Raw genomic sequence first — 22,344 nt, forward strand, 5'->3', positions numbered from 1 at the left:
GCATAACAAGTGGAGGTAGAGCGCGATGGGCTTTCAGCCGATCAAGCCGTGCTCTAAAGGGAGGAATAATGATGCGTTGGGCACTCACAGCCGCGGCACTTGCCGCTGGCGTTTCATCATTTGCGGTTTCGGCACAGGCTTCTGGTAATCTCAATCTCATTTGTTCGGCGGACGTGGTGATCTGCGAGCAGATGAAGAACAATTTTGAGAAAGAAACTGATATCAAGGTCAATATGGTGCGCCTGTCTTCTGGCGAAACCTATGCCAAGGTTCGCGCCGAAGCGCGCAATCCGAAGACCGATATCTGGTGGGCTGGTACAGGCGATCCGCATCTGCAAGCTGCTTCCGAAGGCCTGACGCTCGAATATAAATCGCCAATGCTCGACCAGTTGCAGGATTGGGCAAAAAAGCAGGCAGAAAGCTCGGAGTTCCGCACTGTGGGCGTTTATGCCGGTGCGCTCGGATGGGGCTATAACACCGACATTTTCAAGAAGAAGAACCTGAAAGAGCCAGCCTGCTGGGCCGATCTGCTTGATCCGTCCTATAAGGGCGAAATTCAGATGGCTAATCCGAATTCTTCCGGCACAGCCTATACGGCGCTGGCAACGCTCATCCAGTTGATGGGCGAGGAGAAGGCGTTCGAATATCTGGCAAAGCTGAATGCAAATGTGGCCCAATATACCAAGTCGGGTTCGGCCCCTGTAAAATCAGCTGCGCGCGGTGAAAACGGCATCGGTATTGTGTTCATGCATGATGCGGTTGCGATGACTGCCGAAGGCTTCCCGATTAAGTCCATCGCGCCTTGCGAAGGCACCGGCTATGAAATCGGCTCCATGTCGATCATCAAGGGCGCGCGCAATCTCGAAAACGCCAAGAAATGGTATGACTGGGCGCTGACAGCAGAAGTTCAGTCGAAGATGAAGGATGCAAAATCCTTCCAGCTGCCATCCAACAAGAACGCCGAAGTGCCGAAAGAGTCGCCACGCTTTGAGGATATCAAGCTGATCGACTACGACTTCAAGACCTATGGCGAACCGACCAAGCGCAAGGAAATCCTTGAACGCTGGGACAAGGAAATCGGCGCAAAGGCGAATTAAACCTTAACCGCCTCTGCGGTTAGCAATCCATTTTCGTTATCGACCCTCCCGCCGTTATCAGGCGGGAGACGGATCATTGCGTCCACTTTGCCCGCCATGAGCAAAAAAATGAGCAGAAAAGCGGATAGGTATGAAACAACACAATCGACGCCTTGATCTGGTTCTGGTGCTGGCTTTGGTCGCGTTCCTGATCCTGCCCTGGTATCGCATCGAGCAAGGCTTCTTCCGTTTCAGCTGGCTTGAAGGGTTTTTCAGTCAGGCCGAAAACGGTCCCGGTATTCTGCAAATATTCGCTTATGGCCGACCATGGCTGGCTGTTGTCGCGGTACTGATGCTCATTTGCGGCTTCGCACGCTTTGCGATGACGCCGGAAAAACGAACATCCGTTCTGATCGGCGCTAGCCTTCTGGGCGCAGGCTTCCTTGCGCTGCAAGGACTGGCAATCGGTTTCACCGGCTGGAACTGGATGGTAAGCGAAACCCTCTTCGGTCAGCTTTCCGATGGACAACCGGCCTTCGGCGCAGGTGCCGTCCTGACAGGTCTTTGTTTCCTGCTGATCTTTTCCTTCGGGCTTGCCGAACGCGGAGTGATGAAAGGCGATGCCTTTGTCGTTTCCTCGATTACGCTGCTTGTCGCTCTCGTCAGTGTTTTTGTGTTCTATCCGATCTTCAGCATGTTTGCAGGTTCGGTTCAGGATTTTGACGGTTCTTTCAAGCCAGATGGCTTTATCGGTAATATTCAGGATTCTTCGATCTGGAGCCTTGCCTGTGTGATCGGCGAGGGGCGTTGTGGTGTTGCATGGCGCACGCTCTGGCTGGCGCTGATGACGGCAACAGGCTCGACAGTGCTTGGGCTTTCCTTCGCACTCGTTGCAACCCGCACAGGCTTTCCGTTCAAGAAGGGCTTGCGCATTCTCACAGTGCTGCCGATCATCACGCCTCCATTCGTGATTGGTCTGGCGCTGACATTGCTGTTCGGTCGTGCCGGCGTTGTGACAGAACAGATTTCCAATCTCTTCGGCATTGAACCGGGCCGCTGGCTTTATGGTCTTACAGGCATCTGGATCGCGCAGGTGCTATCCTTCACACCAATCACTTTTCTTGTGCTAATTGGTGTGGTCGAAGGTGTTTCGCCTTCCATGGAAGAAGCATCGCAAACTCTGCGTGCCGACCGCTGGCGGACGTTCAACCGTGTTTCATTGCCGCTTATGGCGCCGGGGCTGGCCAATGCATTCCTGATTGCTTTCATCGAAAGCATGGCTGATTTCGGCAATCCGATGGTGCTTGGCGGTAGTCATGGTGTGCTTTCGACGGAGATATTCTTTGCCGTTGTGGGTGCGCAAAACGATCCGTCACGCGCGGCTGTTCTGGCGATTGTGCTGCTTTGCTTCACGCTTTCAGCCTTCCTCATCCAGCGTCTTTGGCTGTCTGGCAAAAACTTTGCAACCGTCACCGGCAAGGGCGACTCCGGCATTCATGCTGGCCTGCCAAAAGGATTGAAGATCGGCGTGTACGCCCTTGTTATTCCGTGGATGGTATTCACTGTTGTCGTCTATGTCATGATCCTGATTGGCGGGTTCGTGCGCACATGGGGTCTCGATAATTCGCTGACACTTGACCATTATCGCCGCGCTTTCTCGGTGGCATGGACGGATAGCGGCTTTGCATGGACGGGCGTTGCCTGGAACTCGTTCTGGACGACTATGGAAATATCACTGATCTCGGCACCGCTCACTGCTGCAGTCGGATTGCTCACCGCCTATCTGATCGTGCGGCAGCGCTTCTTCGGACGCAACGTGTTTGAGTTTGCACTGATGCTGAGCTTTGCCATTCCGGGTACGGTCATTGGTGTCAGCTACATCATGGCATTCAATCTGCCTCCGCTTGAAATGACCGGCACAGCACTGATCCTGATTGCCTGCTTCGTGTTCCGCAATATGCCGGTTGGTGTGCGCGGCGGTATCGCTGCCATGAGCCAGCTCGATAAAAGCCTTGATGAAGCATCGCTCACGCTGCGTGCAGGCAGTTTCCGCACGATCCGCAAGGTGATCCTGCCGCTTCTGCGACCGGCGATTACTGCGGCTCTGGTCTATTCTTTCGTGCGTGCGATTACATCGATCAGTGCTGTAATCTTCCTTGTTTCGGCGGAATACAACATGGCGACCTCTTATATCGTCGGCCTCGTCGAAAATGGCGAATTCGGTGTGGCGATTGCCTATTCGTCGGCACTCATTCTGGTGATGGTGGTTGTGATTGTCACCTTCCAGCTTCTTGTCGGCGAGCGCCGGTTGCGGCGTGAAAACCGCGTTGCCACGCTCACGCCGATCAAAACCGTTCAACAGGAGAAAGCCGTATGACCACGATCCGTCCCGGCTCCGTTACCTTTCAAAACGTCACCAAGAAGTTCGGCAATTTCACCGCTCTGCCCGATCTGTCACTGACAGTGGAACCCGGCACGCTTGTTACGCTGCTTGGTCCTTCGGGTTGCGGCAAAACCACGACCCTGCGCCTTCTGGCGGGGCTTGAACATCCGACATCGGGCCGTATCCTGATCGGCGGCAAGGATGTGACCATGCTGCCTGCCAATGAGCGCGATGTGTCCATGGTGTTTCAGTCCTATGCGCTGTTTCCACATATGAGTTCGCTCGACAACGTTGCTTATGGGCTTGAATCTTCGGGATTAAAGAAGAAGGAAGCGCGTGAGCGGGCGGAGGAAGGGTTGAAGCTTGTTGGCCTTGCCGGTATGGGGCATCGACTTCCGGCCGAGCTTTCAGGTGGGCAGCAACAGCGTGTGGCCGTGGCCCGGGCACTGGTCTTGGAACCACAGGTTCTGCTGCTTGATGAGCCGCTTTCCAATCTTGATGCGCGTCTGCGCCGCCGTGTGAGAACTGAAATCAGAGAACTCCAGCAAAGGCTTGGTTTTACAGCGGTTTATGTCACCCATGATCAGGACGAAGCTTTGGCTGTGTCCGATACAATTATTGTCATGAAAGACGGCGATATAGCGCAGCAAGGCAGTCCGCGTGACCTTTATGAGTCTCCCGCATCTGCCTTCATTGCAGACTTCATGGGTGAGGCCAATGTCGTGCCCTGTGAAGTCGTCAGCGCAGAAAATGGAGAAGCTGTCATTCGTATCGGGAAGCTCAGTCATCGACTGGCATCATCACATGCAAGGCTAGGACCAGCGCAGCTGGCGGTGCGCCCAAATGCGGTGAGCCTGCAAGCCCAGAGTGGCGGAGACTTTCCGGGACGCGTGGCCCATTCCGCCTATCTCGGTGATCATATCGAATATGAAATTGAGACTGAACACGGCAAGCTTTTCATTGTCGATCCGGCTGTGGAAGAAGCGCTTCCGCCACAAACGGATGTGGCTATCCATTTCAAGCCGCGGGGCCTTGCCATCATCAACAATTGAGCGCATGAACCATGCGCCTTTATTCCCTCTGACTGGAAACCAAGCATGACATCAGACATTTCAAAAGAGCTTGAAGCACGGTTTAAGCTTGCGCAGGACATTGCGCGCGAGGCTGGTGTGCTGGCACTCGATTATTTCAATCGCCGCGAGACGCTTGTGATTGAAATCAAGCGCGATCCGCAGGATGTGGTTTCCATTGCTGACCGCAATGTCGAACAGCTGATCAATGAGCGCGTATCGGCAGCTTTCAGCGATGATGGCTTTCTGGGTGAAGAATATGGACTGAATGCGGGCAGCTCAGGCTATACATGGGTGGTTGATCCCATTGATGGCACAAGCCCTTTTGTCAACGGAATGCCGAACTGGTGCGTTTCGATTGCCGTGTTGAAAGATGGCGAGCCGGTGATCGGTGTTATTCAGGCGCCATGCTTTGATGAGCTTTATGCATCCGCCAAGGGGCAGGGTGCAACGCTTAATGGCAAGAAGCTTGTGCTTGATGAAACGCGTACAGTTCGCAACGCGGTGACGGGCATTGGTGCCAATAATTACGTAACCCCGCAGGTGGTTGCGAAGATCGTTGAAGATTTGCTTGAAGCAGGCGGCACATTCATTCGCAATGGCTCTGGCGCGCTGATGATTGCCTATGTGGCAGCAGGGCGTCTGGTGGGCTATTACGAGCCATATATGCACGCTTGGGATTGCATGGCAGGTTTTTGCCTGGTCCGCGAAGCAGGCGGCTATACGCACCCATTTCCAACGGAAGGCGAGCAACTGACCAAGGGTAGCAAGGTTTTCGTTGCTGCACCCGGTGCGGTGGACGATTTGAAAAAAGTGGCAAAACTCTAAGAAAAAAGCCCCGGAAATCCGGGGCTTTCTGTTTATGCTGATGGATTATCGCGTTTATAAATCCAGTCGTGATCCGGATGGTTTTTAAATCGCCATTTGCGGATCGGTCCAGCCATGACGTTGAGATAATACATCTCATAACCATAGGGCGCGCCGCATGGGTGATGTCCCTTTGGCACCAGTACGACATCGCCGTCAGAAACGGCCATGGTTTCATCGAGACTGCCATCTTCGGTAAAGACCCGCTGAATACCATAGCCCTGCGATGGGTTTAGGCGATGATAATAGGTTTCTTCCAGATAGGTCATATCCGGGAAGTTATCTTCATCATGCCGGTGGGGCGGATAGGATGACCAGTTGCCCTGTGGCGTGAAAACTTCCGTCACCAAGAGGCTGTCGGCGACATCGCGGCCTTCCATGGCAATGTTGAAGATGTTGCGGGTATTCGCACCTTGTCCACGCGTATCGAATGTCAGCCCTTCCGGTCCGAGTTTTTGTGCTTTGCGGCCCGGTTTGCCAGGTGCGGTGCAGACAGCAAGCACGCAATCGGTTGTCGCCACTGCATCCCAGTCGCTCTCAGCAGGCACATAGAGGCAATGCGGAGCGAGTTTTTCAAACACGCTCATTCGCTCGCCCATTTCGCCGAAATCTTCTCCCGAGGCTTTGAGCTTTGCTTTGCCTTCGACCAGCACCAGAATGACTTCCCGGTCGCCGGTTTTCTCGGTTGCGGTTTCACCTGCTTTCAGACGATAGAGGCCAAAGCCAACATAGCCCCAATTGGCGCTTTCCGGCGTGATGTCATGCACCTTGCCATGCTTGCCGCTGGGTTTGCGTAACAGATTGGCCATAACTCAGTCTCCTTTGTCTAACCCTGCTTCGCGCGCAAATGCTTTGAGCGATTTCAGCCCCAGCGACTGATATTCGAATGGATTGCGCACATCAGGGTCCTGTTCGGCTTCAATCACCAGCCAGCCCTGATAGCCATGCTGGGCTGCGACCGTAAGCACGGGTACAAAATCGACACCGCCTTCATGATCGCCGGGAACAGTGAATACGCCGCGGCGCACACCTTCCAGAAAGGAGAGGCTCTGGTCGCGTACCTGTGCCGCAATCGCCGGGCGTACATTCTTGGCATGGATATGGCGAACACGCCCCATATGGTTCTTTGCAACGCGTTCAGGATCACCGCCGCCAAACAGACAATGACCTGTATCAAGCAGCAACTTGGCATGTGGACCGGTATGTTTCATCAGAAGGTCGATCTCGTCTTCGCTCTGAACAATCGTGCCCATGTGATGGTGATAGACGAGTGCAATACCCTGCGCGCTCGCATGTTCGGCCAGTGCTTCAACGCCCGCACCAAACTCAGCCCAGTGTGCTTCTTCCAGCACCGGACGTTCGGAGAGCGACTTGCTATCGTCTCCATGAATGGCGTTCGACGTTTCGCAAACGATGATGACCTTGCATCCCATGGCGTTCAGAAGATCAAGTGCTGGCTGCATTGCAGCCTTCTCATCCTCAACGGAATTGGTAAGAAGGTTCAGCGAATGCCAGCCAGAAACGTAGCGCAGATTGCGTGGTTCGAGTACTGCTTTAAGTTCCGCTGCAACTTGCGGAAATTTATGACCTTTTTCGATTCCATCGAAGCCGATTTTTGAAGTCTCATCAAGGCATTGATCAAGGCTTATATGCGCGCCAAGGTTGCGATCGTCATCGTTCGACCAGGCAATCGGGTTGGTGCCATAGAGGATCATCGGTCAGTTTCTTTCTTTGATCTGAGCTTCATAATTTTTACGCGCGGCGCGTACTTGTTCGCGGTCCGAGACTTCCGGCACAGCCACGTCCCACCACCAGCCGCCGGTTTCAGGCGTTGGGTAAGGATCGGTATCGATGACGATAACTGTGGTGCGCGGGCTATTGCGCGCTTCCGCCAGCGCATCTTCAAGTTCGCGGATAGAACCGACTTTCTTACTGTCGGCACCCATCGCACCTGCATGGGTTGCGAAGTCGATATTCGATGCATTCACATGGGTTGTGTGGTCGAGCAGATTGTTGAACTCGGCACCGCCGGTCGCCATTTGCAAACGGTTGATGCAGCCATAACCGCGATTGTCGGTAAGCACGACTGTGATCTTGATGCCCATCATCACAGAGGTCGCAAGCTCTGAATTGGCCATCATATAGGAGCCGTCACCGATCATCACGATCACGTCGCGATCCGGTTCAGCCATCTTGATGCCAAGTCCGCCTGCAATCTCGTATCCCATGCAGGAGAAGCCATATTCCATGTGATAGGACATCGGGCGACCGGCTTTCCAGAGCTGGTGCAATTCACCCGGCATGGTTCCAGCCGCGCACATGACGACGGTATTTTCTTTCGACTGACGCTGAACCGCGCCGATCACCTGCATGTCTGTGGGAAGCTGGTTGGCGTCACCGGGCGCCGCCGTGAAACGGTCTGCTGCTTCAAACCAGCGTGCTTTAAGCGTGGTGTCGAGTGTACTGCGTTTATAGTCTTTTAGGCCATTTGAGAGCGTTTTTAGCGCAATTTTTGCATCTGCAACGAGTGAAATCGCGGCATTCTTGTGGCTATCATATGGCTGAACATTGACCGAGAGCAGCTTTCGGCCCGGATGTTTGAACAATGCCCACGAGCCGGTGGTGAAATCCTGAAAGCGTGTTCCCACCCCAATCACCAGATCGGCGCTTGCTGCAACTGCGTTTGCACTGTCTGCACCAGTAACGCCGACCGGACCGAAATTGAGCGCGTGATCCCACGGCAAAGCCGATTTGCCTGCCTGTGTTTCGATAACCGGAATGTTGTGGGTTTCTGCAAAGCTTTTCAGCGCTTCATGGGCACCTGAACAATGTACGCCGCCGCCTGCAACGATAACCGGGGTCTTGGCAGCTTTGATTGCGGCAATTGCCGTTGCCAATTCGTGTTCATCGGCTGGCGGTCGCCGCCAATGCCAAACCTTTGGCGCGAAGAACTCCTCTGGCCAGTCATAGGCTTCGGCCTGCACATCCTGACAGAAAGACAGCGTTACGGGTCCGCAATCCGCAGGATCGGTCATTGTGCGGAAGGCGCGCGGCAGGGCAGTGAGAAGCTGCTCGGGGCGGGTAATGCGATCAAAATAGCGGCTTACGGGTCGGAAACAGTCATTGACGGTCATGGTGCCGTCGTTGAAATCCTCAATCTGCTGCAACACTGGATCAGGACCGCGATTGGCGAAGACATCGCCGGGAATGAACAGGACCGGCAGACGGTTCACATGGGCGAGTGCCGCCGCTGTGACCATATTGGTTGCGCCGGGGCCGATGGAGGAGGTGACAGCGCAAGCGCGCTTGCGACCGAGTTGCTTGGTATAGGCGATGGCCGCATGAGCCATGGTTTGCTCATTATGGCCGCGCCAGGTCACGAGCTTGTCGCGGATGCCATGCAGCGCCTCTCCAAGCCCAGCCACATTGCCATGGCCAAAAATCGCCCAGACACCAGCGATAAAGGGTTCACCATCGGATGTCATCTGATTGGCAATATAGCGCACAAGAGCCTGTGCCGCTGTCAGTCGAACGGTCTTCATTTTTCCTCCCAGCGGAAATCCGCTTTCTCGCAATTTCAGATTCAGGCCTCCACCTGTTTCCGAGATGCGTTTATTTCTGTCGCAGCCTATCCCAAAGATCACAGAAACCGCGATAGCGTTTTGCCATTTCTGTAATGGCTTCTGCATCGCTTAGCTTGTTCGCAAGCCACTGGCGGGCAACATCGCCCAGAATGGTTCGACCAATGGCAAAGCCTTTCACCAGATCAAAATCGGCAGCAACTTTCAGGCTTGCTTCCAGCTCTTCTGCAGGCGCATCAAGCCCCAGAACAACAATGCCACGCGTATGCGGATCATTGCGGGTGATCGCCTCACAAGCATTGCGCCATGCTTCTGTGGTCTTCAGTGGCTCAAGCTTCCACCAGTCTGGATAGACACCAATCTCATAGAAGCGCTCAATGACTTTTGCCGTGCTCATATCATCGACGGGGGCGACCTTTGATGGAATGATTTCCAGCAGAAACTCCAGACGATTACGCCGGGCAGCAGTGAAAAGCCTCTTTACGGTGGCTTCCTGCTGCGCCTTCACGTCGTCGCTGTCGTCAGGGTGGTAGAAGCAAAGAAGCTTCACAACATTTTCGACGGGCCATTCCACAAGGCCACCGCAATCGGGACCGAGTTCTGGTTCAAGCTCCAGGGGACGTGACCCTGGCCATTCTGTCGGGCGTCCGATCCACAGGCCGCTGCCAGCCGCGCGGTGGAGTGCATCGCGGCCAAGCCGTCCATCGCAAAGGATGCCATAGCCGTTTTCACCGCCCGAAACCTCTAATGCAGCTTTCAAGCATAGTTCCTTGAATTCACCGATCTTTTCATCTGTGGCGCCAGTTTCCTGCGCCATTTCTTCCAGCTGGATACGGTGGTCAAAAGCGAAGACCCGCATATGCGGCCAGTCGCCATTGCGGTTGGTTGACCAATGCACCTGTTCAAGCGCCTGATCCTTGCGCAATGCCTTGTCGCGAATGCCGGTCTTGAAGAAATACTGCAGCTCTTCCCAGCTTGGATAAGCGGGGGTACAGCCATGACGTGACACGGCAAAGGCACCGCATGCATTGGCGAACTTCAGGCTGGTCGGCCAATCTTCATCCTTGAGCCAGCCACGCAAAAGGCCAGACATGAATCCATCGCCTGCGCCGAGCACATTGAAAACTTCAATCGGAAAACCTTGTCCTGATTGCCCCTTGTCGAGATGGTCAGGAATGTCGCCTTCGAAAACCACAGCGCCCATCGGTCCACGTTTGCAGACCAGTGCTGCCTTGGTAACTTTGCGGACGGCTTTGAGCGCCTCAAGCGTATCGGTTGAGCCGCCAGCGATATGGAACTCTTCTTCTGTGCCGACAATGAGATCGAAGAGATGGAGCGTTGATTGCAGCTTCTTGGTTACAGCAAGGGATTCAATGAAACGGTTCTCGCCATCACCATGGCCTGAAAGTCCCCAGAGGTTGGGGCGGTAATCAATGTCGAGCACAGTTCGGCTGTTGTTTTCGCGCGCAAGCCTGAGAGCCTTGATGACAGCTGCTTCAGTGCGGGGATGCGAAAGATGCGTGCCAGTGGCGAGCACACACCGGGCCTCGGCGATGAAGTCGGGATCAATATCATCTTCGCAAAGCGCCATGTCGGCACAGTTCTCACGATAGAAGATCAGCGGGAAGTGTTCCTGATCCCGGATGCCGAGGATGACAAGTGCTGTCAGACGCTGCGGATCGGTGACAACGCCGCGTGTATCCACGCCTTCGCGCGCAAGTTCGCGCAACAGAAAGCGCCCCATATGCTCGTCGCCAACGCGGGTTATGAGAGCAGATTTGAGACCAAGCCTTGCGGTGCCGGTTGCAATATTGGTGGGAGAACCACCAACATATTTGTTGAAGGACGACATATCCTCGAGAAGACCGCCGACCTGTGCCCCGTAAAGATCTACCGAAGATCGGCCAATCGTAATCAAATCAAGCCGCTTCATCCAATTCCTCCCTCGGCGCATGGGTCTTTTTTTAGCTTGGGAAGGCTGTGTGTGACTCACATTACGCAGCAGCCATTCTATTTCTGATTAAAATGGATTTATTATTCCATTTCAACCGAAAAATAGAATGCTGTATTATTTTACGATTGGCGTTCCGTGCCGACGGCAACGGCGAGGGTAATAGCAAGGCAGAGTGTGGCCGAAAGTGACCGGAATGCGCCGAAGTCCACTTCGGAAACAAGCAGCGATTGCTGAGCAAACTTGCTCATTGGGCTGACAATCGTGTCGGTAATCGCAACAACATCGATGCCGCGCTCGCTCGCATTTTCCGCCATTGCAATGGTTTCAGGCGAGTATGGCGAAAAGGAAATGGCAAGGAGCACATCGCCTTTGCGGATGGCGTGCTGGTTCTCCAGTTTGCCGACAGTGCTGTGAAGCATCGCTGGAACCTGCATCTTTTCAAGAGCATAGGCCAGATAGCTTGCAACCGGAAATGCGCGCCGAACGCCAATGATGTGAATGGTTTCTGCCGTTGCCAGCAGCTTAACGGCTTTCTCAAGTGCCTCGGGTTCGATGGTCTTCAACAGGCTTTCAAGTGAAGTGCGGCCTGCCTCGGCAAACTCTGCCAGAAGGGCCGGGGCGCTTCCTGCCGCCGTTTCACGCAAATGCTCAAGCCGCGTGGAATAATCGGGCCAACCGCCAGCATAGGAGTCGCGAAAAAGTTTCTGCATTTCCGAAAAGCCGGAAAAGCCCAATATCTGACAAAAGCGCATGAAGGCCGAACTTTGAACGCCTGCACCTTCAGCCATTTCGGCGACCGTCGAAACAGCGATACGGTCCTGATTGGCAGCAACAAAATCGGCGCATTGTTTGAGGCGTTTTGGCAATCGGTCTGCGACTTCGAGCAGTCTCGCCTCAAATTCTTTGACATTCGTTGGGGCTGGCACACTGGCGGGAGTATCGGCTTGTGCTGCAACAGCTTGTTCGGTGTCCATTGCCATCCTTTCAGAAACGGTCTCTTGACATCCTATATATCACAATCTAGCAAAATAGAATAAATATTCCATTGCGCTTTGTTTCTCCCGAATAGTCGGGAATCGCGCAAAACGGAATAGCGAAACTGTTTTGTCGGTCAATCGAGGATGACCGTTTTGGGAGGATGAAGGCAATGGTTACACGTCTTGCTCTGCTCGGTGCTGGCCGTATTGGTAAGGTTCATGCAGGCGCGATAGCTTCCGACAAGCGCGCGAAGCTTATCGCAGTGGCGGATGCCAATCAGGACGCAGCACGCGCCATTGCTGATGCCGCTGGCGCGCAAGTGCGCACCATCGACGAGATTGAAAATTCGTCTGATGTGGATGCGGTGCTGATCTGTACGCCAACCAACACTCATGCCGATCTGATCGAACGCTTCTCCCGTGCTGGCAAAGCCGTGTTCTGCGAAAAGCCTATCGATCTCAACATTGAGCGCGTGCGTGCGTGTCTCGATGTCATCAAGGAAACCGGTGGCAAGGTTATGCTCGGGTTTAATCGCCGTTTCGATCCGCATTTTGCGGCTGTTCGCAAGGCGATTGATGAGGGGCGGATTGGCAAGGTCGAAATGGTCACGATCACCAGTCGCGATCCGGGCGCGCCGCCTGCGGAATATATCAAGGTTTCTGGCGGTATTTTCCGCGACATGACGATCCATGATTTTGATATGGCGCGTTTTCTGCTGGGTGAAGAAATTGCAACGGTTTCTGCATCAGCTTCAGTTCTTGTCGATCCAAAGATCGGTGAACTGGGTGATTTTGACAGCGCAAGCGTGATCCTGACGACGGCTTCCGGTCGCCAATGTGTGATTTCCAATTCGCGTCGGGCTTCTTACGGTTACGACCAGCGCATCGAAGTGCATGGCTCGGACGGAGCGGTGTCTGCTGAAAACCAGCGCCCGGTTTCCATCGAAGTGGCATCGAAGGACGGCTATACCCGCCCGCCGCTGCATGATTTCTTCATGACCCGCTACACGGATGCTTATGCGGCTGAAATTGCTTCGTTCATCGATGCGATCGATGGCGGCAAGGCACCAACACCGTCGGCTGAAGATGGTTTGCAGGCTTTGGCGCTTGCAGAAGCAGCTCTCCTTTCAGTCAAGGAAGGCCGCACTGTGAAAGTTGCGGAAGTTCTAGCTTAGAGCATTTCCAGCAAAAGTGCGAAGCGGTTTTGCGTAGGATAATGCGTTGAAAAAAGAGTTAGAGCAGTTTGAATGCTCCTGCTTAGATAGAAATTGTTCTAACCGCTCATTTTCGTTTGCCTTTTTCCGCAATCGGTTGCGATATGCGGAACATGGCTTATGAATTCGACAAACTGCCGCTCGATGAGCTTTTTTTGCCCGTGACGAATGCCACGGCAGCATTAACGAGGCTTGACGAGCGGCTCGCCCGTTCTCCAATCCGCGACGGAATGCTGGAGCGTATGCATATGCAGGACGCTGTCGCATCCATGTGGCTTGAGGGTGAGCTGGTGCATCTGGAAGATCTTGTTCTGCATGATGCGCTTATGGATACGCGCACGCCTAGCCATGCTCTGACGATTGCTTATTCTGTGTTGCGACTGCGTCGGCAGATTGTCAGTCGTGCGCCGGGCTGGGCTTTAAGCACGGCAGGTATTCAGCAATTGATTGGCCGAAATATCGAGGTACGTGAGGAAGAAAAGCGTGATTATAGCGAAGTGGCGGAGGGCGAAGCTGATCCGCTGCTGGAGGATATCGACGCTCTGCTAGCTCGTACGGATGCTTTGTTAAAAGGCGTTGTCAAAGAGAAACCAAAGCCGCAGCCTGTTGAGGCGGATGCGCTACTTTATGACGATGACTGGGATGAAGATGCGCGTTTGCAGGAATGGCGCGACCTGTTTGCCAAGACTGCACATCTGCCTTCGATACTATGCGCTGCAATTATGCATGATGCCTGGTATTCTCTTGAAGTGGTGCAGCGTTCAAACTGGATCGGCCGTTTGTTGACGTCTGCATATCTGCGTCAGTCGGGGATTACGACTAATCACCTGCCTGCAATCAGCATAGGCCTTCGGACGAAAAGGCCAGATGAGCGCCGCTCGTCAAACCGGTTGATACGGTTGAAGACATTTTTGTCGGCAATTGAGGACGCGGCGGACGCAGGCATGAAAGAACATGACCGCCTGATGCTTGCGCGTGAACAAATGCAACGCAAGCTCAGAGGACGGCGATCAAATTCACGTCTTCCGCAATTGGTTGATATGATGATGCGCAGCCCTCTGGTTTCGAGCCAGATGGTTGAGAAAGAGCTTGCAGTCACGCAACAGGGTGCGTTGAAGCTGATATCCGATCTCAACTTGCGGGAAATTACCGGACGCGGCCGGTTCCGCGCCTGGGGCGTTTTGTGATTTATTTCTTCATGCAGTGATTGCGCAGATGGGCCGCAAATAGCTGATACTCGTTGCGGCGGGCAGCATTGGCGCGCCATGCCAAAGCAAGCGAACGGTAATTGTGCTGCCCTTCATAGGGCACGGTGCTGATCTCGCTGCCGCGTGTAACGCCCGCCTTGATGGCGACTTCCGGCAGCAGCGTCACTCCCATTCCGAATTCCACCAACTGCACCAGCGTCATAATGCTGGTTGCATGAACATCGCCGCCTGTCTGCGTTGGCTTTGAACCGATTGCCGCCATGACGTGTTCACGCAGACAATGGCCGGTTTCAAGCAACAGAAAAGGCTGATCCTGAAGATCGCTTGCGTCGATGCGGTCACGATTGGCGAGCGCATGATCGCGGCGCACTGCAAGAAAGAACGGGTCCTGACCAATTTCGGCGACTTCAAAGTCATCAAGATCATAGGGATGGGCGACGAGCGCCACGTCAAGGGAGCCTGAGCGCAGACTGTCGAGCAGAGTGCGTGTCAGGCCTTCGCGCACGCTCAATTGCAGTTCTGGAAAGGCCTTGGCCGTCGTGGGCAGCACTTTGGGCAGAAGAAACGGTGCAATTGACGGAATGACACCGAGCCGCAAACGTGTGGTCAAAGGGCGCTCTGCCTGACGTGCATGTTCCGGCAGTTCTTCGATTGATGCGACGATTTCCTGCGCACGATTGAGGAAGTCTTCGCCTGCTGGCAGCAGTTGCATCCGCCGCCCGGTGCGGTCGATCAGAGTAACCCCGATCTCCGCTTCAAGCGCCTGAATTGCTGCACTTAACGTGGATTGTGTCACGCCGACGGCCTCAGCTGCACGCGAAAAGGAGCCTGCTTTGACGAGGGCGATAAAATAGTGGAGCTGGCGAACGCTGATATTGAGCATGGTCTTGGGCTAGACTTATCCCCATCGTTAAAATCGATGGAATTGATCGTTTTAATCGCTTTGACCGATTGATTTAGAGTGCCTATATATGACTCGCAAGCGGATAGTTCTGAAACTTCTGAATTTTCTGCATAACAACGAATTTACAGGCAGGTATGAGATGCTCGGTATCGGTGACAAGCTTCCTTCTTTCAAAGTAACTGGCGTAAAGCCAGGCTTCAACTTCCACGAAGAAAATGGCGTTTCGGCTTTTGAAGAAGTCACTGAAGCAAGCTTCGAAGGCAAGTGGAAGGTTATCTTCTTCTACCCTAAGGACTTCACCTTCGTTTGCCCAACGGAAATCGCAGAATTCGCACGTCTGGCTTCGGATTTCCAAGACCGTGATGCGGTTGTTCTCGGCGGTTCGACCGACAACGAATTCGTGAAGCTCGCATGGCGCCGCGATCATCAGGATCTCAACAAACTGCCAATCTGGTCGTTTGCTGACACCAACGGTTCGCTGGTCGATGGCCTCGGCGTTCGTTCGCCAGATGGCGTTGCTTACCGCTACACCTTCGTTGTCGATCCGGACAACACGATCCAGCACGTTTATGCAACCAACCTCAATGTTGGCCGCGCTCCTAAGGACACGCTGCGCGTTCTCGATGCTTTGCAGACTGATGAGCTTTGCCCATGCAACCGTGAAGTCGGTGGCGAAACGCTCAAGGCTGCTTAATCAGCATCCAATTGCTTGAGAGAAGGCGGGTTAAGGCCCGCCTTTTGTTTATCCAGAACTGATAGTTAAAGAGGGTTCCATGTCCATTGATGATCTGAAGTCAAGAATTCCGGACTTTGCCAAGGATGTTCGTCTTAACCTTTCGTCCATGGCGAGCGATGAAACGCTGACGCCACAGCAGAAATACGGCCTGTTCGTCGCCTGCGGTATTGCTTCGCGCAACGCCGATGTGCGCAAGGCGCTGACTGCAGAAGCAGCAGGTAAGGTTGATGCTACGGTTGTGCAGGCTGCAAAATCTGCAGCATCCATCATGGGCATGAACAACGTTTATTATCGCTTCGTGCACCTTGCCACCAACAAGGAATACCGCACGCTTCCTGCCAAGCTGCGCATGAACGTGATTGGCAACCCAGGCGTCGACAAGGTTGACTTCGAACTGTGGTCACTGGCCGTTTCGGCAATCAATGGCTGCGGCATGTGCATCGACGCCCACGAAGATGTGTTGCGTAAGGCTGGCGTTTCGACGGAAGCAATCCAGACTGCTGCACGCTTCGCCTCGATCATTCAGTCTGTTGCTATTGCTCTGGAAGCTGCTGACACCGAAAAAGGTTAGTCGAGCTTACATTTAAAAGAAAAGCCCGCGTGGATCGCTCCACGCGGGCTTTTTTGTTTGGTATTTAGTTTGGCTTATTCGCCGCGCTTGAACGAGATGAATGCAAAGCCGATCAGAGAAATCACGGCGGCAGCAGTCATGTAGTAGCCAACATAAGCAAAGCTATAATGGGTCGCGAGCCATGTTGCGATGTAAGGTGCAACCGATGCGCCGAGAATGCCTGCCAGGTTGAAGGTAAGCGAAGCGCCGGTATAGCGAACCGAAGTCGGGAAAGGTTCAGCAAGCGCTGCACCAATTGGACCGTAAGTCAGTCCCATCAAGCCAAAACCAAGGATAAGGAAGGCGAGAACGCCAGCTGTTCCGCTCAGGAAAAGCGGAGCCATGAGGAAGCCATAGATACCAATCAGCACCGTGACGATGATCATGACCGGACGCATTCCGTATTTATCGGAAAGCAACGCTGCGACCGGGATGGTGAGGCCGAAGAATATCACGCCGACCATCTGCAGGATGAGGAACTGCTCACGGCTATAGCCGAGCGCACGCGTACCCCAACCGAGCGAGAACACGGTCATGAGATAGAACAGAACGAAGGTTGCAACAGCGCCGATGGTGCCGAGAAACAGGCTCGCCTTGTGCTTCTTGAAAAGCGTTGCGACTGGAACTTCAACGCGTTCAGCCTTGTCGATAGCCTTCTGGAATTCTGGTGTTTCAGCAATCTTCAAGCGAATGAAGAGGCCGACGCCAACCAGCAGTGCACTGGCGATGAAAGGAATACGCCAGCCGAACGACATGAACTGTTCTTCGGTCAGGAGTTCAGCCAAGACCAGGAAGATACCCGTTGCAAGGATGAAGCCAACAGGCGCACCGAGCTGTGGGAACATGCCGTACCAGGTACGCTTGCCTTCCGGTGCATTTTCGGTTGCGAGCAGAACTGCACCGCCCCATTCGCCACCAAGGCCAAGGCCCTGACCCAGACGGCAGAGTGCGAGCAGGAGAGCCGCCCATACGCCGATGGATTCATAAGTTGGCAGGAAGCCGATAGCGACTGTGGAAATGCCCATGGTCATAAGCGCTGCAACGAGCGTTGCCTTACGGCCAACCTTATCGCCGAAGTGGCCGAACAAAGCGCCGCCGATCGGGCGTGCAAAGAAGGCAATAGCGAAAGTTGCCAAAGACTGGAGCAGCGCCGAGTTACCGTCACTTGCCGGGAAGAAGAGGTGCGGGAAAACGATTACCGCGGCGGTAGCATAAATATAAAAGTCAAAGAATTCGATTGTTGTACCGATCATGCTCGCGGCCAAAACGCGGCGCGCAGAATTTTTCTTCGGAACAACTGCTTGAGCTACAGTCATTGTTTCATATCCATATTTGTGGGCTGTACGTTTTGGGGGAAAGCCCGAGATATTGCCTTCTTAGTGCCACAAAATACGAAACCGCAAGCTTAAAAGGGCTCTCACGTAATTTTCTAATTTCGAATGTGCTGTTTTCGAAACAAAATGAATGCTTCAGGTAGTTTCAAGGAAAAGGATGGAGGTCTTTCAATTGCCTTAAGGCAGCCTTAAGCTGAAATTCAGAACATGGAATCACAATGACTGCGCAGGTTTTCAGAAACAGCAATATTGGTATGCGTTTTCGCAAACATTCTGTTTTGCGAATGCCTTCCCGTATGCTGATTGGGCTGTTCTCGTTGCTGTTTCTGGTTTCAACGCAATTTTGTTATGCCATGGCGCATGATCTGCCACTGACGGCAGCAGTTATTGACTGTCACACGACTGTGCAGGTTGCAAAACATGATGGTGGGCATTCAATGCCGACGGATCATGGCAAGAAGGCATCTGCCGCCTGTGTAATGATGAGCTGTGGCGGCATCATACAGCTTAGCTCCAGCGTTGCTCTGTTCACCCCCGATCACGAATTCGGCCTGCCGCCACGCGTCGCAGCATTGAACAGCAACGACCCCTTCGGCGTTCTCCGACCTCCAATACTCAGCCAGATCTGATCTTCTGAAACGCTGTCGGTTTTTCGGCCGCAATAAGCGCATTTCGAAGGTTTCGATGCGCGTTGATTGAGATTTATCTGGAGAATTATTATGACGAGTATGACTCGCCGTCGTCTTTTGACGCTTGGAGCAAGCGCTGCTGCCTTATCCGTCGTCCGGCCTTTTGAGGCCTTTGCGCAGGACCCACATCAGCAGCATATGAAGCATGGTGGAGCCAGCACACAGGCAAAGGCGCAGGCGCTGCCTATTCCGGCTTTAATTGAGCCTGATGCTGCAGGCGTGGTGAAGCTGACCGTCCAGAAGGGACGCCACGCTTTCACACAAGGCAGCGATGCGGCCTGTGCCGGGATAAACGGCACCTATCTTGGGCCGGTCGTCCGCCTCAAAAACGGTGAAGCGGTCACGCTTTCGGTAAGTAACGGCATGGACGAAGACACAACGCTCCATTGGCATGGTCTTTTTGTTCCGTCTGTTCTCGATGGCGGGCCGCATAATGTCATTGCGGCAGGCACTAGCTGGGAGCCAAAGGTTACGGTCAACCAGCCAGCTTCGTTCAACTGGTTCCACCCGCATATGCATGGGGACACTGCGCGGCAGGCGCATATGGGAATTGCCGGGTTGATGATTGTCAGCGACGGCAAGTACGGGGAACGCGGCTTGCCTCAAACCTATGGTGTTGATGATATTCCGCTCGTCTTGCAGGATCGCAGGGTGATCGATGGCGATAAGGTTTACCAGCCTGACATTATGGATCTGATGCATGGCTTTCGCGGCGACAAGCTTATTGTGAATGGCGTTATCGCGCCGCAAGCGCATGTTCCTGCTTCAGTGGTTCGGTTGCGTATTCTGAACGGTGCAAATGCACGCAACTTCCACATCCGTCTTAGCGACGACCAGCCGTTGCAAGTCATTGCATCTGATGGCGGCTTTATAAGTACGCTTGATCCGGTTAAACGACTGACAATCAGTCCGGGCGAGCGCTACGAGGTGTTGGTCGATTTTTCCAAGGCGAATGATATGCTCGACCTGCTGACAGCCAGTGATGACAGCGGTGGCGATGACCAGCCTTTGATGCAGTTCATCATCGATGACAAAATCGAAGGCGCAATCAAAACCTTGCCGACAAAGCTCGATGGTCCGGAACAGCCGGATGAAAAACTTTCTGTTCGCAGACGTTCATACTTCTTCGATGAACGTATGGCGGATAATATGAAGCCTATGATGGGTGGCAAGTCGAGCGATCCGCATGCTGGTCACAACATGGCGAACATGAGTGACCATGATATGCATGGTGGGCGGAGCAATGCGGACGCCGGACCTGCGTTGCAGGCTTTGACATCAGGCGTTCAGATGGCGATTGCGGAGAAGCCTTTCGACATGAACCGCATCGACGCCGAGGTTAAGCTTGGATCATGGGAGATCTGGGAGTTGTCGACGAAAGAAATGGCGCATCCATTTCATGTTCACGGAGCATCGTTCCGCATCCTGACATTGAACGGCGAAACGCCGCCACTGCATCAATCAGGCTGGAAAGACACAGCACTGATTAACGGCAAGGCAGAAATTCTTGTTCATTTTGATCGTGAAGCGAAACGCGATCATCCTTTCATGTTTCATTGTCATGTTCTGGAACATGAGGATGTTGGCATGATGGCGCAATTCGTTACGGTCTAAGTTTCAAATGTTCTACGCGCTGGCAAAACTGGCGCGTGGTTCTTTACAGCGGTTCTAGTTAAAACTGAATCATTGGAACCGCTGTAACTGTTTGTTTTTACGCATTATCCGACGCAAAACTGCTTCGCACTTTTGCTGGAAATGCTATAAATTTCGAACAATTCGCGCCTCTACGCGTTTACCGCTTATCCCACACCAAATTATAGGAGGAGATAATGCGGTCTCTGATTTTAGCTTCGACTATTGTTCTTATCGCCGGTCCGGCTTTGGCGGAGGGCGCAACCGTAAAAATGTTTGAGGCATTGGAATCCGGCCAAGGCAAAGAAATGGGTATTGTTACAGTTTCCCAGAGCGCCGATGGACTTTCTTTCAAAGCAGATTTGAGTGGTTTTCCTGCGGGTGAGCATGGTTTTCATGTTCACGAGAAGGGAAGCTGCGCGCCCGCTGAACAAGATGGAAAAGTGACGCCGGCGCAAGCTGCTGGCGGTCACTACGATCCGGACGGCTCAAAACACCACATGGGTCCAGAAGGACATGGTCATATGGGTGACTTGCCGCTTCTGAAATCCAATGCGGATGGCAAGGTTAGTGAAACTGTTGTCGCACCCCGTTTGAAATCACTGGATGAAGTCAAAGGTCGCGCATTGATGGTTCATGTTGGTGGCGATAATTATTCCGACAAGCCTAAGCCGCTCGGCGGTGGCGGTGCGCGCTTCGCCTGTGGTGTGATTGAATAAACGTTATCTGTTTTTGCACGCTTTTACCGGCGCTGCCTTAACCCCAGTTCTCGATACGGATTTTCGAGCCGTCGGAGAAACGCGAGATATGGAACGGCGATGGATCGACAACCGGCGTTTCGCCGCTGACCATATCGGCGACCAATCGTCCTGCACCGGGGCCGATGCCAAAGCCATGGCCTGAAAAGCCTGTGGCGAGGATCAACCCGTCAATGCCGGGCAGGGGTGAGATAACCGGAATGACATCCGGCATCGTATCAATCAGACCGGCCCATTCCTGCGCGATCGTTGCAGATGCAAAAGATGGGATGGCGACTTTAAGTTTGCTCAGCACTGCTGCATTCGCTGCCCGGTGCGGTTCGGGATCAAGCGTGCGGATTTTTTCAAACACCGAGACCTGATCTGCCGGACGGAGCTTCCATTGGAAAGCTTCTTCAAAAAAGCGTTCACCGAAACGGAAACGCAGGGATTTCCATTCTGTTGAGAGCGATGGAAGGAAGTCGCGGAAGAAGCGAAAACTGTCAGGCACAATGTCGGCGATGGAGCCGCCAAGGCTCGCAACCGTATATCCGCCATCAAGTCGCTTGCGCAGTGCGAAGTCCGAAAATGCGATCGCCGGTTCAACGCCACTCTCGATAGGCGAGGTGCGGAAGACGGACGAGCGCACTTTGAGCTGCGGTAGATGGGCATCAAACGACGATATGATCAGTCGTGACCAGGCGCCGCCAGCAACGACAATCGCTTCGCAAGCTACGCGGCCTTTTTCAGTCAGGACAGCTGACACACGTCCATTGGTGGTTTCGATCCCGCGTACGGCACAGTTTTGCAGAATGACAGCACCGAGTTCCTGCGCCTTTGCGGCAAAAGCAGGCACTGCCTTTTGCGGCTCCGCACGACCATCGAGCGGAGTGATCATGCCACCTTTGAGTGGACGCGTCAGTCCCGGTGCGAGACTTGCTGCCTGCTGACCGTTCAGCAGTTGGGCTTCGATGCCGTGCTCGCTGGCCATTTTGATCCACTCTGCGTAGCGTTCGACTTCTTCTTCCTTCTCGGCAGTGTAGGCAATGCCGGTAACGCGAAATCCAGTTTCGCGACCCACACGTTCATTCATGCCGTCCCAGAGACGCATACTCTCGACAATCAACGGCATTTCGCGGCTGTCGCGGCCGGTCCGACGGCACCAGCCCCAGTTGCGACTGGATTGCTCGCCTGCGATTTCACCCTTTTCAAAGAGGGCAACAGGAATGCCGCGCTCGGCCAGAAAAAGCGCTGTCGATACCCCAATCACACCACCGCCGATAATGGCGACCTTCGTTTCCTGCGGCAAACGCTCGGCGGTTGCCACTTTGTCGGTGATCGGCCCCATGATCAGACTCCTGCAATGCGAATA

General features: G+C 53.8%; 19 protein-coding genes. 11 read left to right on the top strand and 8 right to left on the bottom strand.

What is annotated here, in order from left to right; all coding sequences use genetic code 11:
* The first annotated feature begins 71 nt into the window (after nt 1-71).
* The 4 genes from ABWV94_RS15780 to ABWV94_RS15795 all read left to right on the top strand — a co-directional run bounded on the left by ABWV94_RS15780 (nt 72) and on the right by ABWV94_RS15795 (nt 5,357).
* Nucleotides 72-1,097: an ABC transporter substrate-binding protein gene (locus tag ABWV94_RS15780; protein WP_007879521.1), complete on the top strand. Its 1,026-nt coding sequence runs from the start codon at nt 72-74 to the stop codon at nt 1,095-1,097.
* 130 nt (nt 1,098-1,227) lie between these two features.
* A complete protein-coding gene (locus ABWV94_RS15785; RefSeq protein ID WP_353414282.1) occupies nt 1,228-3,453 on the top strand; it encodes an ABC transporter permease in 2,226 nt (741 codons plus the stop codon).
* Complete coding sequence (locus tag ABWV94_RS15790) at nt 3,450-4,511, top strand: ABC transporter ATP-binding protein (protein ID WP_007879519.1); 1,062 nt, start codon at nt 3,450-3,452, stop codon at nt 4,509-4,511. The genes ABWV94_RS15785 and ABWV94_RS15790 overlap by 4 nt, the downstream gene beginning before the upstream one ends.
* A 45-nt stretch (nt 4,512-4,556) precedes the next feature.
* Nucleotides 4,557-5,357 carry an inositol monophosphatase family protein gene (locus ABWV94_RS15795; RefSeq protein ID WP_353414284.1) on the top strand — a complete coding sequence of 267 codons (801 nt, stop codon included), beginning with the start codon at nt 4,557-4,559 and terminating at the stop codon, nt 5,355-5,357.
* Between the two features lie 32 nt (nt 5,358-5,389).
* Here ABWV94_RS15795 and iolB read toward each other — a convergent pair whose 3' ends face one another.
* The 5 genes from iolB to ABWV94_RS15820 all read right to left on the bottom strand — a co-directional run bounded on the left by iolB (nt 5,390) and on the right by ABWV94_RS15820 (nt 11,905).
* Nucleotides 5,390-6,205, bottom strand: coding sequence for a 5-deoxy-glucuronate isomerase (gene iolB, locus ABWV94_RS15800; RefSeq protein WP_007879514.1), 816 nt, complete (start codon nt 6,203-6,205; stop codon nt 5,390-5,392).
* A gap of 3 nt (nt 6,206-6,208) precedes the next feature.
* Nucleotides 6,209-7,111, bottom strand: a complete 903-nt coding sequence (iolE, locus tag ABWV94_RS15805) for a myo-inosose-2 dehydratase (protein ID WP_353414286.1) — start codon at nt 7,109-7,111, stop codon at nt 6,209-6,211.
* Between the two features lie 3 nt (nt 7,112-7,114).
* On the bottom strand, nt 7,115-8,938 hold the full coding sequence (gene iolD, locus ABWV94_RS15810; protein ID WP_353414288.1) for a 3D-(3,5/4)-trihydroxycyclohexane-1,2-dione acylhydrolase (decyclizing): 1,824 nt from the start codon (nt 8,936-8,938) through the stop codon (nt 7,115-7,117).
* 70 nt (nt 8,939-9,008) lie between these two features.
* Nucleotides 9,009-10,910, bottom strand: coding sequence for a bifunctional 5-dehydro-2-deoxygluconokinase/5-dehydro-2-deoxyphosphogluconate aldolase (locus ABWV94_RS15815; RefSeq protein ID WP_353414290.1), 1,902 nt, complete (start codon nt 10,908-10,910; stop codon nt 9,009-9,011).
* A gap of 140 nt (nt 10,911-11,050) precedes the next feature.
* The gene (locus tag ABWV94_RS15820; protein WP_007879498.1) at nt 11,051-11,905 is read right to left on the bottom strand and encodes a MurR/RpiR family transcriptional regulator; all 855 of its coding nucleotides are present in this window, start codon (nt 11,903-11,905) and stop codon (nt 11,051-11,053) included.
* A 173-nt stretch (nt 11,906-12,078) separates the two neighbouring features.
* Between ABWV94_RS15820 and iolG the strand changes: the two genes are divergently transcribed.
* Nucleotides 12,079-13,083, top strand: a complete 1,005-nt coding sequence (gene iolG / locus ABWV94_RS15825) for an inositol 2-dehydrogenase (RefSeq protein ID WP_353414292.1) — start codon at nt 12,079-12,081, stop codon at nt 13,081-13,083.
* A gap of 152 nt (nt 13,084-13,235) precedes the next feature.
* Nucleotides 13,236-14,309 carry an RHE_PE00001 family protein gene (locus tag ABWV94_RS15830; protein WP_353414294.1) on the top strand — a complete coding sequence of 358 codons (1,074 nt, stop codon included), beginning with the start codon at nt 13,236-13,238 and terminating at the stop codon, nt 14,307-14,309.
* A gap of 1 nt (nt 14,310) precedes the next feature.
* On the opposite strand, the gene ABWV94_RS15835 is transcribed toward ABWV94_RS15830, so the two are convergent.
* Nucleotides 14,311-15,213, bottom strand: coding sequence for a hydrogen peroxide-inducible genes activator (locus ABWV94_RS15835; RefSeq protein WP_007879488.1), 903 nt, complete (start codon nt 15,211-15,213; stop codon nt 14,311-14,313).
* A 160-nt stretch (nt 15,214-15,373) separates the two neighbouring features.
* Between ABWV94_RS15835 and ABWV94_RS15840 the strand changes: the two genes are divergently transcribed.
* Complete coding sequence (locus ABWV94_RS15840; protein ID WP_353414296.1) at nt 15,374-15,928, top strand: peroxiredoxin; 555 nt, start codon at nt 15,374-15,376, stop codon at nt 15,926-15,928.
* A 79-nt stretch (nt 15,929-16,007) separates the two neighbouring features.
* On the top strand, nt 16,008-16,541 hold the full coding sequence (gene ahpD, locus ABWV94_RS15845) for an alkylhydroperoxidase, AhpD family (RefSeq protein WP_353414298.1): 534 nt from the start codon (nt 16,008-16,010) through the stop codon (nt 16,539-16,541).
* Between the two features lie 74 nt (nt 16,542-16,615).
* Here the strand turns inward: ahpD and ABWV94_RS15850 are convergent, their stop codons facing one another.
* Entirely contained in the window at nt 16,616-17,896 is a 1,281-nt protein-coding gene (locus tag ABWV94_RS15850) for an MFS transporter (protein ID WP_007879483.1), read from the bottom strand.
* A 236-nt stretch (nt 17,897-18,132) separates the two neighbouring features.
* On the opposite strand from ABWV94_RS15850, the gene ABWV94_RS15855 reads away from it, so the two are divergent.
* From ABWV94_RS15855 to sodC, 3 genes are all read left to right on the top strand, one after another.
* The gene (locus tag ABWV94_RS15855) at nt 18,133-18,543 is read left to right on the top strand and encodes a hypothetical protein (RefSeq protein WP_353414300.1); all 411 of its coding nucleotides are present in this window, start codon (nt 18,133-18,135) and stop codon (nt 18,541-18,543) included.
* A 90-nt stretch (nt 18,544-18,633) separates the two neighbouring features.
* Nucleotides 18,634-20,217, top strand: coding sequence for a multicopper oxidase CueO (gene cueO, locus ABWV94_RS15860; RefSeq protein ID WP_353414302.1), 1,584 nt, complete (start codon nt 18,634-18,636; stop codon nt 20,215-20,217).
* Nucleotides 20,218-20,432: 215 nt separating this feature from the next.
* The gene (sodC, locus tag ABWV94_RS15865; protein ID WP_353414304.1) at nt 20,433-20,954 is read left to right on the top strand and encodes a superoxide dismutase [Cu-Zn] SodC; all 522 of its coding nucleotides are present in this window, start codon (nt 20,433-20,435) and stop codon (nt 20,952-20,954) included.
* A 37-nt stretch (nt 20,955-20,991) separates the two neighbouring features.
* On the opposite strand, the gene ABWV94_RS15870 is transcribed toward sodC, so the two are convergent.
* The gene (locus ABWV94_RS15870; RefSeq protein WP_353414306.1) at nt 20,992-22,320 is read right to left on the bottom strand and encodes an NAD(P)/FAD-dependent oxidoreductase; all 1,329 of its coding nucleotides are present in this window, start codon (nt 22,318-22,320) and stop codon (nt 20,992-20,994) included.
* Between the last annotated feature and the right edge of the window lie 24 nt (nt 22,321-22,344).

Origin of the sequence: Brucella sp. NBRC 12953 (assembly GCF_040369775.1) — a bacterium.
GTDB lineage: Bacteria > Pseudomonadota > Alphaproteobacteria > Rhizobiales > Rhizobiaceae > Brucella > Brucella pseudogrignonensis.

Coding starts and splice junctions, on each gene's coding strand:
- sodC (WP_353414304.1), top strand. CDS start 20,433: ATGCGGTCTCTGATTTTAGCTTCGACTATTGTTCTTATCGCCGGTCCG.
- ABWV94_RS15815 (WP_353414290.1), bottom strand. CDS start 10,910: ATGAAGCGGCTTGATTTGATTACGATTGGCCGATCTTCGGTAGATCTT.
- ABWV94_RS15780 (WP_007879521.1), top strand. CDS start 72: ATGCGTTGGGCACTCACAGCCGCGGCACTTGCCGCTGGCGTTTCATCA.
- ABWV94_RS15785 (WP_353414282.1), top strand. CDS start 1,228: ATGAAACAACACAATCGACGCCTTGATCTGGTTCTGGTGCTGGCTTTG.
- ABWV94_RS15830 (WP_353414294.1), top strand. CDS start 13,236: ATGGCTTATGAATTCGACAAACTGCCGCTCGATGAGCTTTTTTTGCCC.
- iolG (WP_353414292.1), top strand. CDS start 12,079: ATGGTTACACGTCTTGCTCTGCTCGGTGCTGGCCGTATTGGTAAGGTT.
- ABWV94_RS15790 (WP_007879519.1), top strand. CDS start 3,450: ATGACCACGATCCGTCCCGGCTCCGTTACCTTTCAAAACGTCACCAAG.
- ABWV94_RS15870 (WP_353414306.1), bottom strand. CDS start 22,320: ATGGGGCCGATCACCGACAAAGTGGCAACCGCCGAGCGTTTGCCGCAG.
- iolD (WP_353414288.1), bottom strand. CDS start 8,938: ATGAAGACCGTTCGACTGACAGCGGCACAGGCTCTTGTGCGCTATATT.
- ABWV94_RS15820 (WP_007879498.1), bottom strand. CDS start 11,905: ATGGACACCGAACAAGCTGTTGCAGCACAAGCCGATACTCCCGCCAGT.
- ABWV94_RS15795 (WP_353414284.1), top strand. CDS start 4,557: ATGACATCAGACATTTCAAAAGAGCTTGAAGCACGGTTTAAGCTTGCG.
- ABWV94_RS15840 (WP_353414296.1), top strand. CDS start 15,374: ATGCTCGGTATCGGTGACAAGCTTCCTTCTTTCAAAGTAACTGGCGTA.
- iolE (WP_353414286.1), bottom strand. CDS start 7,111: ATGATCCTCTATGGCACCAACCCGATTGCCTGGTCGAACGATGACGAT.
- ahpD (WP_353414298.1), top strand. CDS start 16,008: ATGTCCATTGATGATCTGAAGTCAAGAATTCCGGACTTTGCCAAGGAT.
- cueO (WP_353414302.1), top strand. CDS start 18,634: ATGACGAGTATGACTCGCCGTCGTCTTTTGACGCTTGGAGCAAGCGCT.
- iolB (WP_007879514.1), bottom strand. CDS start 6,205: ATGGCCAATCTGTTACGCAAACCCAGCGGCAAGCATGGCAAGGTGCAT.
- ABWV94_RS15855 (WP_353414300.1), top strand. CDS start 18,133: ATGACTGCGCAGGTTTTCAGAAACAGCAATATTGGTATGCGTTTTCGC.
- ABWV94_RS15850 (WP_007879483.1), bottom strand. CDS start 17,896: ATGACTGTAGCTCAAGCAGTTGTTCCGAAGAAAAATTCTGCGCGCCGC.
- ABWV94_RS15835 (WP_007879488.1), bottom strand. CDS start 15,213: ATGCTCAATATCAGCGTTCGCCAGCTCCACTATTTTATCGCCCTCGTC.